General features: G+C 45.7%; 15 protein-coding genes. 11 read left to right on the top strand and 4 right to left on the bottom strand.

Features of this window, described 5'->3' with window-relative positions; genetic code table 11:
- Positions 1 to 6 precede the first annotated feature (6 nt).
- Positions 7 to 1,371 carry an ATP-binding protein gene (locus BUA17_RS13120; RefSeq protein ID WP_244552136.1) on the top strand — a complete coding sequence of 455 codons (1,365 nt, stop codon included), beginning with the start codon at positions 7 to 9 and terminating at the stop codon, positions 1,369 to 1,371.
- 90 nt (positions 1,372 to 1,461) lie between these two features.
- Here the strand turns inward: BUA17_RS13120 and BUA17_RS13115 are convergent, their stop codons facing one another.
- Positions 1,462 to 2,079, bottom strand: a complete 618-nt coding sequence (locus BUA17_RS13115; RefSeq protein WP_072733967.1) for an NUDIX hydrolase — start codon at positions 2,077 to 2,079, stop codon at positions 1,462 to 1,464.
- A gap of 220 nt (positions 2,080 to 2,299) precedes the next feature.
- On the opposite strand from BUA17_RS13115, the gene BUA17_RS13110 reads away from it, so the two are divergent.
- Genes BUA17_RS13110 through BUA17_RS13100 form a run of 3 tightly spaced genes read left to right on the top strand, consistent with a single transcriptional unit; the run spans position 2,300 to position 4,349 of the window.
- Positions 2,300 to 2,668 (top strand): DUF4180 domain-containing protein, encoded by a 369-nt coding sequence (locus BUA17_RS13110; RefSeq protein WP_072733882.1) that lies wholly within the window; start codon positions 2,300 to 2,302, stop codon positions 2,666 to 2,668.
- A 22-nt stretch (positions 2,669 to 2,690) separates the two neighbouring features.
- Positions 2,691 to 3,173, top strand: a complete 483-nt coding sequence (locus BUA17_RS13105; RefSeq protein ID WP_072733881.1) for an SRPBCC family protein — start codon at positions 2,691 to 2,693, stop codon at positions 3,171 to 3,173.
- Positions 3,174 to 3,224: 51 nt separating this feature from the next.
- Complete coding sequence (locus BUA17_RS13100; protein ID WP_072733880.1) at positions 3,225 to 4,349, top strand: SGNH/GDSL hydrolase family protein; 1,125 nt, start codon at positions 3,225 to 3,227, stop codon at positions 4,347 to 4,349.
- 111 nt (positions 4,350 to 4,460) lie between these two features.
- Here the strand turns inward: BUA17_RS13100 and BUA17_RS13095 are convergent, their stop codons facing one another.
- Positions 4,461 to 5,000: a dihydrofolate reductase family protein gene (locus BUA17_RS13095; protein WP_072733966.1), complete on the bottom strand. Its 540-nt coding sequence runs from the start codon at positions 4,998 to 5,000 to the stop codon at positions 4,461 to 4,463.
- Positions 5,001 to 5,068: 68 nt separating this feature from the next.
- Between BUA17_RS13095 and BUA17_RS13090 the strand changes: the two genes are divergently transcribed.
- The 4 genes from BUA17_RS13090 (at position 5,069) to BUA17_RS13075 (ending at position 7,869) form a co-directional block, all read left to right on the top strand.
- The gene (locus tag BUA17_RS13090) at positions 5,069 to 5,968 is read left to right on the top strand and encodes a helix-turn-helix transcriptional regulator (RefSeq protein ID WP_072733879.1); all 900 of its coding nucleotides are present in this window, start codon (positions 5,069 to 5,071) and stop codon (positions 5,966 to 5,968) included.
- Positions 5,969 to 6,227: 259 nt separating this feature from the next.
- Positions 6,228 to 6,494, top strand: coding sequence for a CD3324 family protein (locus BUA17_RS13085; protein ID WP_072733878.1), 267 nt, complete (start codon positions 6,228 to 6,230; stop codon positions 6,492 to 6,494).
- A gap of 211 nt (positions 6,495 to 6,705) precedes the next feature.
- The gene (locus BUA17_RS13080; protein ID WP_072733877.1) at positions 6,706 to 7,263 is read left to right on the top strand and encodes a class I SAM-dependent methyltransferase; all 558 of its coding nucleotides are present in this window, start codon (positions 6,706 to 6,708) and stop codon (positions 7,261 to 7,263) included.
- 27 nt (positions 7,264 to 7,290) lie between these two features.
- Positions 7,291 to 7,869, top strand: coding sequence for a hypothetical protein (locus BUA17_RS13075; RefSeq protein WP_072733876.1), 579 nt, complete (start codon positions 7,291 to 7,293; stop codon positions 7,867 to 7,869).
- Between the two features lie 244 nt (positions 7,870 to 8,113).
- Here the strand turns inward: BUA17_RS13075 and BUA17_RS13070 are convergent, their stop codons facing one another.
- On the bottom strand, positions 8,114 to 9,931 hold the full coding sequence (locus BUA17_RS13070; RefSeq protein ID WP_244552143.1) for an AbfB domain-containing protein: 1,818 nt from the start codon (positions 9,929 to 9,931) through the stop codon (positions 8,114 to 8,116).
- 286 nt (positions 9,932 to 10,217) lie between these two features.
- The gene (locus BUA17_RS13065) at positions 10,218 to 11,663 is read right to left on the bottom strand and encodes a DEAD/DEAH box helicase (protein ID WP_072733874.1); all 1,446 of its coding nucleotides are present in this window, start codon (positions 11,661 to 11,663) and stop codon (positions 10,218 to 10,220) included.
- A 426-nt stretch (positions 11,664 to 12,089) separates the two neighbouring features.
- On the opposite strand from BUA17_RS13065, the gene BUA17_RS31200 reads away from it, so the two are divergent.
- From BUA17_RS31200 to BUA17_RS13050, 3 genes are all read left to right on the top strand, one after another.
- On the top strand, positions 12,090 to 12,230 hold the full coding sequence (locus BUA17_RS31200; RefSeq protein WP_157258564.1) for a hypothetical protein: 141 nt from the start codon (positions 12,090 to 12,092) through the stop codon (positions 12,228 to 12,230).
- Positions 12,231 to 12,355: 125 nt separating this feature from the next.
- Positions 12,356 to 13,294, top strand: coding sequence for a macrolide 2'-phosphotransferase (locus tag BUA17_RS13055; RefSeq protein WP_072733872.1), 939 nt, complete (start codon positions 12,356 to 12,358; stop codon positions 13,292 to 13,294).
- 36 nt (positions 13,295 to 13,330) lie between these two features.
- Positions 13,331 to 14,023, top strand: coding sequence for a hypothetical protein (locus BUA17_RS13050; RefSeq protein WP_072733871.1), 693 nt, complete (start codon positions 13,331 to 13,333; stop codon positions 14,021 to 14,023).
- Positions 14,024 to 14,120 lie beyond the last annotated feature (97 nt).

Raw genomic sequence — 14,120 nt, 5'->3', positions numbered from 1 at the left:
CTTCATATGTTAGTATTTTTACTTAATCGGATGTATGGTGGGTGGGATAAGATGCGCAATTGGGTTCGTAATGAAAATGTGCAAATGACTGCAGTTGCTTTTGCTACAGCTGTGGGAGCGCTTTTTAAAATAAATCCTTTTCGAGAAGATTACTTCCGGATTGGTCTGGGTGTAAGTATACTTTTATTTTTGCTGATGCTTATGCCGCATCTGTCTTATGTGAAGACGGGGATTTTGGCGGGGATTGCAAACTTCATTTTTCAATCGGCTGACTTACTGAATCATGTGAATTCGATCTCGATCATCGAAAGCATGCAGGATAATCTGGGCGCGGGAATGTATTATGTCGTGTTCACCTATGGCCTCAGCAAACTCAAGAACAGATTCCATGAGATACCGCCTCTTGTGCTAGGTGGATTGATTACGTGTATTGATTTTTCCTCGAATCTCGTGGAGCTATTCATTCGCGGTGTGTTGAGTGGGACCAATATCTTTTATATGAAAGAATGGCTTTATCTGCTGGTGCTCGGTGGTTTGCGAAGCTACTTTATCATCGGGCTGTATAACAGCTTTGCGGTGAGGCAGATGCGACTGCTGCATGCTGAGCAGGAGAAGCGGATGGAGCAGATGCTGAGCGTTAACTCAGGTCTGTACGGTGAAGTCTTTTATCTGAAAAAAGCCATGAATACGATTGAAGGCATTGCCGTGGACAGCTACGACCTTTATCGCGATCTCAGAGAGAAGGACTTGAACCAATACAGCCAGCGGACGCTCGGCATTGCTCAACAGATTCATGAGGTCAAAAAAGACTCCCAACGTATCCTTGCAGGTCTGTTGAAATTGTACGATAGTGAAAAATCAGTGAATATGAGCCTTTCCGAGGTACTGAACTTTGCGACCAAGGGAAATCGGAAATATAGTGAAATGTTGAACAAAAAGATTGAAATCCATATCGAGCAACAATATGATTGCGACTCCCCTTACTATATTCCTCTCTTAACTGTAATGAATAATCTGATCGCCAATGCCGTGGAAGCCATTAAGAACGACGGAACGATTCGGATTCGAGTATTGGAAGAGGGAGCCGATGTGCAATTTGTGGTTATCGATTCTGGGAAAGGTGTACCCGAGGCAAAGCGAGACGTGATCTTCGAACCGGGTTATACAACCAAATTCAATGAAGTGGGCATTGCAGCAACCGGAATTGGCCTGTCCCATGTACGTGATATCGTTCAGTCTCTGGAAGGCCGAATTAGCGTGAAATCAGCGCCGCAAGGCGAAAAGGGCTCCTCATTTGTTGTATCCATTCCAAAAGCCAATCTTATTAATGAGGACGGTGCAGACGACGCTTTCTATCCAGATCGTGGGTGATCCAGCCAAATCCCCTTCCGCAGACGATGTACCGTGGACCAATGGTATGATGGGTTTATCCATCGTCGCTATAGGGGGATTTTTACGGATTTAATCCAGAATCACTCTTTTATCGGGCTGGTCAAGAAACTCAAACATGGTTTTAACTTGTTCAACCGTATTTCTTTCCGATGAAAGCTCAGGCAATTCGTCCAACGAGAAAAATTCAACCGCACTGGTCTCCACTCCTGTTTCAGCTTTTCCTCCTACAATTTCACATTGAATAAACATCTTATATACATGATAGGGTTCGGGTGGATGATCATGAAATTTCTTGTCCAATACGGCTAAAAGTCTTATCGGCAGGACATCGAACCCGGATTCTTCTTTCATTTCTTTCACGGCTACCTCTGATGGTGAGAGGCCGATGTCGCCCCATCCACCTGGTAAAGCCCACGCTCCATCTATTTTTTCGCGAACCAACAGTATTTTACTTCCCCTGAAAACAACACCTCGAATATCGACTTTAGGTGTTGCGTAACCGGAATCACTTGCAAATGTGAGTTCAATTTTTTCTTTGTTAACCGAAGTGTAGTTGGCTAGGATATCGATACTAATCCGTCTCAATTCTTCATAACGTTCAATATCGTAAATATCTTTTGTATAGGTTAATCCGGTTTGGGCGATAGCCTGTATTTGTTTTGCCCATTCTAACCACTTCATGTCCATCAATAACTCCCTCTTTCTGCGAGAAGTCCACAAGAAATTAAGCTTCATAGGAAACACTCCCATTATAGCAGAAGAATTGTTGTAAATAATTACAATCATGGAAATACACATAGCATCCGGAGGGTTCAAATGAATATGTAAACACGCTCAAAAAGTCGTTGCTTTCACTATGGAACTGCGAGATATTATAAAAGAAAAGCTGTGAGGAAGGTGGGTTAAAATGAATATAACTATTGATCAACAGGGCAGCTCCAGGGTTGCCATCATCGAAAGCAATAACATCGTTATTAACAATGTTCAAGACGCTCTCGATCTGATGGCCTCCGTGAACTATACAGATGACGCACATAAAATCTTGATTGATAAATCCAACCTCACGGAAGATTTCTTCGAACTGAAGACCAAACTTGCAGGTGATATTTTGCAGAAATACGTGAATTACCAGGTGAAACTTGCTATAGTCGGAGATTTTGATGGATACAACAGCAAAAGTCTCAGAGACTTCATTTATGAGTGCAACCATGGCAAGCATGTTTTCTTTTTGAAAAACAAAGAGGAAGCGCTTAAGGCCTTGCATAATATCGATTAATCCTTATAGAGGAGGTACCATTATGATTGCAGATTTGAAGCGAGTACCGAACGGCACCATGGCTTGTTTTGAACGTCATTGGAAGCACACTGTGGAGGATGTATGGTCCTTTTTGACGGAAAACGAAAAGCTTGCAAAATGGTTCTCCGAACTCGAAGTAACGGATCTTCGGGAAGGGGGAAGCATCCAGTTTAATATGCCGGATGGTACCTTTAAGGAACTCAACATTATCGAGCTTATCCATGGCTCTGTTCTCGAATATACCTGGGCAGAAGACCGGGTTCGGTTTGAGCTATATCCAGAGCCGAATGGATGTCGTCTGCTGCTGCTCGAGACCATCCATCACATCACAAGCCATACACCTAAAGATTTAGCGGGGTGGCATGTCTGCCTGAACGTCATTGAGGCATTACTGGATGGTCGTACCTTGGAATCTCGTGAAGCAGAATGGAAAATCTGGTACAAGCAATACCAGAAGCATGTAGACGATTTTCTCAAAATCTAGTCATATGAGACTGCCCTGTTGGGGCAATAATTATGCGGGAGGAAATACATCGTGAAGGCTAATGAGAAATTACAAACGTACGCGTTGTCTGATGTCAGCAATCTTAAAGTACATGGCAGAACGACAAGACAACGGTCGCCCTTAACCTTATTTTGGACCGGAAGCGCGGTTGAACTTCATGTAAAAGGCTCTGAGTTGTGGGTAGAAATCGAGTCTGATTATGACCTGTATGAACCTTGGATCAGCATTCTGATTAACGGTGTCCCGGTGAGCAGACAGATGTTAATAGCGGGAAGGTATTGGATCTGTGTATTCCGAGGCATGAACGAGAATGTGGTGAAAAATGTACGCATCGTCAAAGATGTACAGGCCATGAATGGAGATCCGGGCTGTTCCTTGCAGATTCATGCGGTGAAATCAGATGGTGTCTTCGTGCCTGTAGAGGAAAAACCGTACAAGATTGAATTTATTGGCGACAGTATTACATCTGGAGAAGGTGCGATCGGGGGCAAAGCGGAAGAGGATTGGATTCCGATGTGGTTTAGTGCCATACATAATTATACGGCCATGACAGCAGAAGCGCTGAATGCAGAATACCGCGTCATCTCCCAGAGCGGCTGGGGTGTGCTGACGAGTTGGGATAACAATCCGAATGCCAATATCCCTGATTATTACGAGCAAGTCTGTGGATTGGTGACCGGAGATAAGAACGCAGCACTTGGCGCTGGGGATAAGCATGATTTTAATTCCTGGCAGCCGGATGTAGTGGTGATTAATCTGGGAAGCAATGATGGAGGAGCCTTTCAGACACCAGAATGGAAGGACCCCGTTACTGGAAAGGTCTACAAGCAACGCCTGAACGAAGACGGGACTTACCATGAAGAGGATCTGGCTGCTTTTGAGAATGCCGTGACCCGCTTCCTAATTCAACTTCGAAAAAACAATCCTGAGGCGCATCTCGTATGGGCATACGGCATGCTTGGATTCCCGATGATGCCAGCGATCTATCGTGCTGTTGACGCTTATACGAAACAGGCTGGAGATACGAAAGTCTCGGTTATACAGCTTCCCAATACGACCGAGGAGACGGTAGGCGCCAGAAGTCATCCGGGTGAGATATCTCATCGAAGGACTGCTGATGCGTTAGCGGAATATCTAAAGGGAATTTTAAAATAATTTTAATTTACATTTGAAATCGGAAGAGCCAGACCTCTCTTAGTTAGAGAGGCCTGGCTCTTCTTTTAGTACACCTTATACATCGAAAGGGATGTGTTAACTACGCTAAAATTACTTCCCTTGTACCTGATAGCGGATGGAAATGATCTGCCCCAGCGTTTGTGTATGAATCATTTTGAAATGGGTTGGTACCGTCCCTGTTGGAAATAGGGGGATTCCTTGGCCAAGGATTTTTGGAATAATGGCAATCTCAACCTCATCGAGCAGTTGTTGTTCCAGAACGGATTGCACCAGCTGGCCTCCGCCAACAATCCAAATGTCACCGCTGGAGTCTTGCTTCAATCGGGTAATCAGGTTCTCCACAGCCTCGTCCTTAAATTGTACATGTGGTGCAGGGGCTTGTTTGGATCGGGAAAGTACATACGTCGGGCGATCCGCATAGGGGAAATCCTCTGACAGCTTGAGCACCTCTTCATACGTAAGACGTCCCATAACCACCGATCCAATCGTTGAATAGAACTCGCCATACCCGTTATCGGCGCCATCGCCTTCCACATCAAACAGCCAATCCACCGAACCATCCGGTCTTGCAATGTACCCATCCAGACTCATCGCAATATATAACACAACTTTATTGTTAGACATATCAATCGCTCCCTTCTGAAATGTATGATACACTCCATCTATGACAAATGTTGACGTAGTTAGGTGGGGTGAACATGAATAATCGAAAACTCGCATTGATGCGACTCATGGATTCGAGAAAGAAATTTACGGCTCGTGAATTGGCGGAGCGTTTTCAGGTGTCGATCCGTACGATCCAGCGAGATCTGAATGATCTGCAGGAGTTGGGCTTTCCTTTGTATACGGAGGTCGGAGTGAACGGGGGTTACCGAGTGCTTCCTAATCGGATTTTGCCACCTCTTCAACTTACACAGCATGAGGCTTTGGGTTTGTTTATGATGATTGAATATTTGGAGAACGTCCCGGATTTTCCGTATGGATCGATACGTGAGCATCTCGCCGTGGAGTATTATTCAACTTTACCTCAGGATGTACAGGATCTGATTACACGGATGAGGCAGCACGTTACGTTCCTTCAACATCATGCTGTACAGGTCGAGGCAGTAACAACAGAGATATTAGGCGCGGCAGTAGATCAAAGAGAGATTGAATTTATATATCATTCCCGGCAGGGACATAAAAAAGTACAGGTCTTCCCCATCGGCATCTATTACGATCACGGGTATTGGTATATGCCGGCCAGGAGGAAGGATCGGGTGCTGTTGTATCGGGTGGATCGCATGCAGGAGCTGGTTATGCTGGATTCTATCGACGAGTCGGTTCCTAGTTTGAAAGAGTGGCTGAATTATAAGGAAAATAGAAAAAGCGTAGAAGTGGTGCTGCAATTCACGGATTTTGGGGCGAGACTGGCAGGATCAGATGTACTGTTCAAGTCGGTTGGAGGGAATGAGTGGAGAGGACTTGTCCCGCCTGAGGAGTTTCCTTTTACAGCGCGGAAGCTGCTCTCCTATGGGCCTGAAGTGAAGGTAATTGAGCCTCTGGAGCTGCAACAACAAGTGAGAGAGATGCTGGAACGGAGTTTGAATCAGTATTGAATGTTGTAAAAGGATATGGTGTTCTCATATGGAACATATAAGAGTACCATGAAAGTAACTTAGAATGGGGGGCTACCATGATTCAATTTATAAGAAGTTTCACGATCCGCTCTATGCAGAGTCCATGCGATGAACAACGGCGGTTGTTTGTATAGAGCTTGAAATCTATTTCCGCCACACCACTATAATGCGTATAACAAGTGTTCATCGGTTGACTCTGCTGCCTTAAAGATCTTAACTTTTAAGGAGCGGAGCAAATATGAAATATATTAACGCAGACACGATCTTTCCGGAATCATTGCTAAGGGAGATCCAGCGTCATATCCCTGGTGGAATGGTGTACATCCCCAAACCCAAGGAAACCCATCAAAAGTGGGGCGAGAATTCGGGCAGCCGGATGATTTTGAAGCAAAGGAACGATGAGATCCGCCAGCTCTTTGCTGCGGGCATGTCCATCGACCAACTCACAGAACAATTTTGTTTGTCCATCGATAGTATCAAGAAAATTGTATATTCCAAAAAGTGATTAAAGGATTAGAGCTGCACTCGAGAAATCGAATGTGGCTTTTTGTGTTTCTACACTTTTAACCCGCAGCATTCGCAAGGTTTGTCCTTCCGGAATATGATATAGCATGCCAAGGTCGCAAATCTTCATTATTCTTCTTAGTTTCATCGACTGCTTCTACAGATTTGAATTCTATACTGATCTCAGAAATCAACTTAGGGGGTCGGACAGCATGGAGTGGTTATCTTTTTTGAAGCAATACATCCAGGGTCCCAGATGGATTGGGGCGATTGCCCCCAGCTCAAAATATCTAGCAGCGAAAATGGTGAAAGACATCGCATTTGACCGTGCATCATGCATTGTGGAGTATGGGCCGGGCACGGGGGTGTTTACGGAAATGCTGCTTGCGAATATGCAGCCAGGGACGGTTCTGATCCTGATTGAAAACAACGCCCGCTTCTGCCGGCTGCTTCGCAAAAAGTACGGTCATCTTCCGAATGTACACATCATTCACGATTCTGCCGTGCATGTCGATCAGCACATGCAACAATATGGACTGGACAAGATTGATTACATTGTATCCGGACTGCCTTTTGCGAGTCTGCCTGCGGAGGTATCACTGGACATTTTAGCTAAATCAAGGCAATATTTGAAGAAAGATGGCAAGTTCATTACTTTTCAATACACGTTACTCAAACGGGGATTGCTCAAGCAATTTTTCGAAAACGTAAGCATGACAAGGGTGTACCGTAACCTGCCGCCCGCTTATGTATTCAGCTGTAGTCGATAACAAGAACGCACAGGATGGAGGATGATTTTGCGTAAATTAAATTATATCATCGGAACAGTTACTCTGATGTCTATCATAATGATGGGGTGTAACGAGTCCAAAAAAATCGAAAATATTCAAGAGTCAGCTCCATCTTCAACTAGTCAGTTGAGTATATTGACGAACCAAAAGGCATCGGCCCAGGAAGAGCAGCAGGCTCTTGAAATGACCTTGGATTATAAAAAGGCGGAGTTTGCAGTCGATAACATGGAGGGTAAAGAATTATTAACCGTAGAAAATGTGCTAGCCAAGAAAGAGATTTTGAAGCCCTTCCTGACTGAACGGAATCTTGAAAGAAATAGTATGGGTTTACCATTCCAGGTGGCAGACAAAGAAGATGCGTCACTGCATGCTAAAGATATAAAAGCGAAGATGAAAGAAAGTAAAAATGATTGGATGCTTGTGGAGTACACACTGAATTTAGTATTTACGAATTATGATGGAGAAGAAACGAAGACCATTCCGTTAGAAGGGGAGATTACCTTTTTACAGGAACAAGGAGAATGGCGTATTCAGGACGACACATACAATATGAAAGAAATCTTGGATATCGTCAATAAGCTATAATAATTCATTTAGAGTCTGTGAGTCCTGTGCGTTGAGTACTCCCCATTGCATATTTCCTCGAGAATCGGCATCAGGCTCTGCCCCCTGAGTGTTAAGGAATACTTTACCTAGATACGCCCCTTCAAGTAGGTACACACCAATCATAAATTTTATACAGCAAAAGAGGCCACGTCTTCAGTATGAGTTCTGAAGAAGCGGCCTTTTTTCGAGATGTGGATGCTCATTCTCATCTCCGATCGCTAAACTAAAAATCGGTTCGCCCAAACGTGGCGTCACCCTTCACCGTTGTGCTGCTGGAAGCATTGATGGCATCCAGCTGCAATACGTAGTCGTAATGTCGGATGTAATATCCGGGCTGGCTGTACGACTGGAGGGATAATTTGGAGCTGTCAGCCCAGCCGGGGCTGCTCAGGAATGTGGCATCTCCTTTATAGGCGGCGGTATCCGTGTATGCCTCAAGTACGATTTTGTTGCTGGCGTTGCGCTTCAGGAAGTAGCCAGGAAAGTTGATAGACTCCAGTGAGATACCTGTAGAGCTGGCCAAGCCGGGTACGACGCGGAACTGGGAATCCAGTACAGGTGAGACGTTGGTGTCGATCCGTGCAGTGAAGTTGGAATGACGGATGTACCGATCCGGATAATTGAAGGAGCTGAAACGGCTGTAATTCGTCGCATCAGGTGTTGCTGGGCCTAACATTTTGACCTCATGCAGGGTTGGGGTGTACCAGTTACCCGGATTGTTCCACAGGACAGCGTTGACCATATTGATACGTACATACCGGGCGGTAAAATGAACAGCGTCGGTCGTAAACCCATAGGTGGTGTTGCTGGTTCGATCCAGCGTGGAGTAGTTGACGCCATCGTTGCTGATCTCAATTTTGTACTTATAATAGCCTTCCGATCCTTTATACATAAACCAGGAGATATCGATCTCTGTGATGGTCTTCGGTGCACCGAAATCGACCTGCCACCAAGCTGGCCAAGTACTGGACGATGCTGCCCAAGAAGTCTGATAGTTGCCGTCATTGACATTGGATGCAGATGAGCCGGAGGCTGTGGAGATGGCGGTAGCTGTTTTGCCTTGGGCGTGATTAACAAGAGAAGGTGGCGTTACCGTGCCTGTTACAGCATCGATATTCCACTCTTTGTACCATTCCAGTGAGGCGGTTCCATTTGAATCGTTCAAGGTTAAAGGAAGCCAGATATGTTTATGTTCACCAAGATTGAGTGGATTCCAGCGGTCGCCCATATAAATATAGGATGTGGTGTTGCTGCCTGTAATGGTGGCAATATCATGGATCTGGGAGCCGAAGGCCGATGGATTGCCATAAGGTGTAAGAGCGGACCACGTGCCTGTCATGGACGATGCGGTTGCATACGCGCCCTGGTTTGGATACCAGCCAGCAGCCTGGGAGGTGAAGAGGTAGTATCGATTGCCCTTTTTCACAACGGCAGGAGCTTCACGGTAGGCATTATCGAATTGCCAACCCACAAAGGATTCCACACCGGTATAGCTGGCGTTCATTTTGAAAATAGCCATGGTATCATTGGCCCCGCCATTCTTGCGGGAAGCTGTGATCAGATAACCTGTACCGTCTGTATCTACGAAAACAGTCATGTCGCGTGACTCGTAATCCAAAGGTCGAAAACTTCCCTCATACGTGAATTTTCCGTTCGGTGTACTGCTGGTCGCTACCGCAACCCGCCCCAGATTGTAATCAGTACCGTTCTCGTAATGCGCCCATAGCACATACTGTTTCGTGGAGGCATTGTAGATGACTTTGGGACGTTCAATTTTGCTGGAGGCTAGCTCGGTGGCCGAATCCTTGGTCAGTATGGCATTGCTGAACATCCAGTTCTTCAGATCGGTTGAAGTATAGACATTAACGCTGTCAAACTTACCGCTGACCGCATGCTCTCCGTACCAATAATACGTGCTGCCGACTTTCAGAATGTTTCCGCTATTGGCCTGAATGGGGTTGCCTGCGGTATCCAGCCAATCGGAACCGTTGGTGATGGTCACGCTTGCCGCGCTGGTCCGTTCTGGAAGAACACCAAACATGGTTAGCGTGAGCGCGAAGACCAGAAACCAGACTGCTTTCCTGTTGCCCATTACGTACACCTCCTAATATCGGTCCTTTGTGAAGCGTTTACATATTTAGTGTAATAAAAATGGAATCTTGTACAAGTGAACAATGTGTACCCTGATGAACAAATGGAACTTTATCCTGAATATAGCGGCGATAGCGAGTGATTTACCTCATTCAATATATAAAAAGGGATCGTAGACTTATAAAATAAGCTACGATCCCTTTTTGAATAACACTCTATTTAAACAGATTCAAAATCTATTTATGACCTTTGCGAACCTTGAGCTGAATCTTCTTAATCGTTGTATTCTGCATGAGCTCCAGTACGAGTGGGCCTTTGCCGTTCAGGATCTCTACATCCGTCACATTATCCAGAATCGTAATGATCCCGATGTCGTCTGCAGTGACGCCTTCAAGCTTGGCGATGGTGCCTACAAAGTCTACCGCACGGAGTTTCTTTTTCTTACCTCCGTTGAAGTTCAACTTCATGATCTGTTGGTTCAACTGTTCACGCTTGTCCTTTTTGCGTTCAGGCACGATCTTCAAACGCTTCTCGAACTCTTCCCGACGACGGTCAACAGCTTCCTCGGAAGGAGCTTTCACGACAGGAATGGCAAATCCGATATACGATTCGATCTCGGCTAGACGTCTGCCATCCTTCGGGGTAACCAAGGTAAAGGCTTTACCAGTTTTACCAGCGCGCCCCGTACGACCTGTACGGTGCACATAGCCTTCTTTTTCCAAAGGAATATCGTAGTTGATGACATGGGTAATATTCGTGATATCAATCCCGCGTGCGGCAACATCCGTTGCAATCAGATAACGGAATTGTCCTCTTCTGAATGCATTCATTACTTCGATGCGCTCATCTTGTTCCATGCCTCCGTGGATGCGATCGGCTGGATAATCGAGGTCAGCCATGACACGGAACAGTTTATCCACGTTCTCCTGCGTACGGCAGAACACGATACAGCTATCTGGATTTTCAACAATAAACAGGTCTTGAAGCAGCGCCGTTTTGTTTACCTCTGGCACGTGAATCACGGCATGTTCAATCGTGGCTGTGGTAAGACCACTTGCCTTGATCTCAATCTCCACCGGATTGTTCATGTATTTGCGTGACAGCTTGGCTACATCTTCAGGGAACGTCGCGGAAAATAACATCGTCACTCGCTCACTAGGCAGTGCTTGGATAATGGATTGTACCGTCTCGATGAAGCCCATATTCAGCATCTCATCGGCTTCGTCAATGACAAGGTATGAGATCCGATCCAGTGGCAGGGTGCCACGTTCGATATGGTCCAATACCCGTCCAGGTGTACCTACAGCGACATGTGTTCTTTGTTTTAACTCGGCTTTCTGAACATGAAAAGGGGACTGACCGTATAATGCGGTTGCTTTAATACGCTTAAAGCGTCCGATATTGGTAATGTCTTCGTTCACTTGCAAAGCCAGCTCGCGGGTTGGCGTGAGAATCAAAGCCTGCGGTTTATTTTCGTTCCAATCTACCAGCTCACAGACTGGAATGCCGTAGGCGGCTGTTTTCCCGCTGCCTGTTTGGGATTTGACCACAAGATCTTTATTTTCAAGGGCTACTGGAATAACTTTGGTTTGAACCTCCGTTGGGGTTTCATAACCCAGGCTATCCAGCGCTTTTACGATTTCTTCGCCAAGTCCATAATCTTTAAATTGTTGCTTACTCATCGTTAACCTCTTTTACGTTAGTTTTAAATACAAGAGCATATTGCATAATTCCTTAAAGCGACTTGTACACGGGAGCGTTTGGAATCGAATTATGCAATATGCTTATATACAAGCATTGCACCGTACATTTATCGTATACCTCTTCATTATACTCTATATGCAGGTGGGTTAACGGAGTAATTCACAATGATGTTTAAATCGTATGATGCAAACCAACTCTTTCTGAACTCCAGTCCCATAATTCTACGGCACGTTCGGGGCTGTAGGATTCCTCGGAAGAAGGCTCCATCCAAAGGGACAATTACGGTTTCTGAGTCAACAAAGTTCCTACACATCGCTGAAAAAATAACAAAAAACCACCATTTAAGCTGGAATCAAAAAATGGAATATGTTAACATATGGGTAACTTACGGAACGGAGGGATACGTGTGGCAAATTTTATCCGATGGAGATAGTATGGCGAAACGTTTGTTTGCGCTTGCTGTGTTTCTGCCTGTGTGCAGCTCATCGGGATCGGTTTGCCTATTTACACGTATGCCGCTAGTCATTAAAGAAACACTCGTTTAGAGTGGTTCTTTAGTGTACTACTATTTTTCTGCGAGTATTCAGGTACACCCAATATCCGAAATGAACTGCACAGGCATGGATGTCTGTGTTTTTTTATTTTATTGAGGTAAAGGGGAAATCCTGAAATGACAAAATCGAACGTGAATGAGCAGTTTGAATTTCAAAAGGAACTAAAATCTTTAGCTGCACAGAACGGGCTTCATATTGCTGAGGAATCCATGAAAATCAATGAGTCCGGTATGGACTTTCGGGTAGCGTTTGCCACCGATGAACAGGGACAACAGTGGATACTGCGCCAGCCACGGCGTGAGGATGTATGGGAGCGGGCTGAAAATGAGCGCAAGGTGCTGGAGGTTGCAAAAAGCCATCTTCCGGTAGAGGTACCGGAGTGGCGAATTTGTACGCCGGAACTGATCGCTTATCCTTTACTTGATGGAGAACCGATTGCGGTCGTCGATCCGGCAGGGGGAGGGTACGCATGGCGATTTCCACAGGAAAGCTTATCCGATGATTTCTTCGATTCGCTCGCTGCTACCCTTGCCGCATTGCACAACATTGATCCTGATGAGGCGGTAAAGGGCGGAGTGCGCAGCAAGACGCCTACAGAAGCTCGTAAAGCTTTTGCAGCCAATATTGAGGGGATTAAACAAAGCTTTGAGGTGCCAGATCAACTGGCCAAGCGTTGGGAAGCTTGGCTGACAACGGACAGCTATTGGCCTGAGCACTCCACGTTCAACCACGGTGATCTGCATCCGCCGCACATTATCGTCGACGATGCCCAGCGTGTTACTGGACTTATTGATTGGACTGAGGCGGAGATTGCCGATCCCGGCAAGGATTTTGTTATCTATTATGCACTCTTCGAAGAGGAAGGCTTGCGGGATTTGCTCAATCGCTATGAGAAGGCAGGGGGAAGGGTGTGGCCTCGGATGTTGGAGCATATTCGAGAACAGTGGGCGGCATACCCGGCAATTGTGGCACAGTTTGCGTTAATCACTGGGGAAGAATCCAATATGGAAATGGCGAGAGGCATGCTTGCAAGCTGGGATGTCAAGAGGGATTAATATAAGGTGAGAAAACGCTAGGGAGGAGAAGGATGCGTGACACAACTTCGTGTAGTGTGTTGGTTGTTTGCAATCACGTTAACAGTCGGTCTATTGGGTTGCTCGGCCCCTTTTTCTAACTCGGATGATGAATCAGATTTTTTAGATGTTCTCTCCCAAGAACGGTTACAGGAACTAAGGGAGGACTACCCATTATCGCCACAGTCTCTCGTGACTCCATGGATGAAAAAAGTGACCTTTAGAGGGATCATGGACTTCTCAGATGCAGTTGTTGTGGCAGAGGTTGTGAACGTCCTGCCGAATCTCAGTATGGTGTTGACCACTGAATCAGATACACCTGAAAGCAAAATGGCAGAAAAGCAGGAGAATACGGGAATGACTCCCTACGAAGCTGAGTTCGTCTCTTACAAAGTAAAGGTGCACGAAGTGATTGTAGGAGGAGATGTAGCCAAGGAGACATTTCTGTTCTATAACGCAGCGTTTGCGGCGCTCGAGCCTAAACTTATGCCTGGTCAGAGAATAGTTACAGCGATCAATAAGGGAGTAGGGTCCGAGCAACATGGAGGTTATTTCTTCTCTCGTTATGGTATGTACTATATCGTCGATGGGGATTATGTCCTTTCTGCCTATGAGGGGTTCTCGAACGAGGCGCTTGAATTCACCAAACAAACGAATGGTACCAGGCTGGAGCAGTTTGTGAAAAGGGTGCGAAGCTTAGCGCAGGAGTAAGTGAACACGTAACATACGGCTCTAAAATCCAAAAAAAGTAAAAGACCTCTTCCACATGCATTGTGGAGGAGGTCTTTCTTATGAATAGATTAATTAC

Source organism: Paenibacillus sp. ov031, from assembly GCF_900143165.1.
Taxonomy (GTDB): Bacteria; Bacillota; Bacilli; order Paenibacillales; family Paenibacillaceae; genus Paenibacillus; species Paenibacillus marchantiae.
Note: the sequence above shows the minus strand (reverse complement) of the source record. Positions and strands in the feature narration are given on the sequence as shown.

What these genes read in the sequence shown, in the direction of transcription:
- BUA17_RS13110 (WP_072733882.1), top strand. Translation starts at nt 2,300, where the DNA reads ATGAATATAACTATTGATCAACAGGGCAGCTCCAGGGTTGCCATCATC.
- BUA17_RS13105 (WP_072733881.1), top strand. Translation starts at nt 2,691, where the DNA reads ATGATTGCAGATTTGAAGCGAGTACCGAACGGCACCATGGCTTGTTTT.
- BUA17_RS13120 (WP_244552136.1), top strand. Translation starts at nt 7, where the DNA reads ATGTTAGTATTTTTACTTAATCGGATGTATGGTGGGTGGGATAAGATG.
- BUA17_RS13070 (WP_244552143.1), bottom strand. Translation starts at nt 9,931, where the DNA reads ATGTTTGGTGTTCTTCCAGAACGGACCAGCGCGGCAAGCGTGACCATC.
- BUA17_RS13085 (WP_072733878.1), top strand. Translation starts at nt 6,228, where the DNA reads ATGAAATATATTAACGCAGACACGATCTTTCCGGAATCATTGCTAAGG.
- BUA17_RS13065 (WP_072733874.1), bottom strand. Translation starts at nt 11,663, where the DNA reads ATGAGTAAGCAACAATTTAAAGATTATGGACTTGGCGAAGAAATCGTA.
- BUA17_RS13055 (WP_072733872.1), top strand. Translation starts at nt 12,356, where the DNA reads ATGACAAAATCGAACGTGAATGAGCAGTTTGAATTTCAAAAGGAACTA.
- BUA17_RS13115 (WP_072733967.1), bottom strand. Translation starts at nt 2,079, where the DNA reads ATGGACATGAAGTGGTTAGAATGGGCAAAACAAATACAGGCTATCGCC.
- BUA17_RS13080 (WP_072733877.1), top strand. Translation starts at nt 6,706, where the DNA reads ATGGAGTGGTTATCTTTTTTGAAGCAATACATCCAGGGTCCCAGATGG.
- BUA17_RS13090 (WP_072733879.1), top strand. Translation starts at nt 5,069, where the DNA reads ATGAATAATCGAAAACTCGCATTGATGCGACTCATGGATTCGAGAAAG.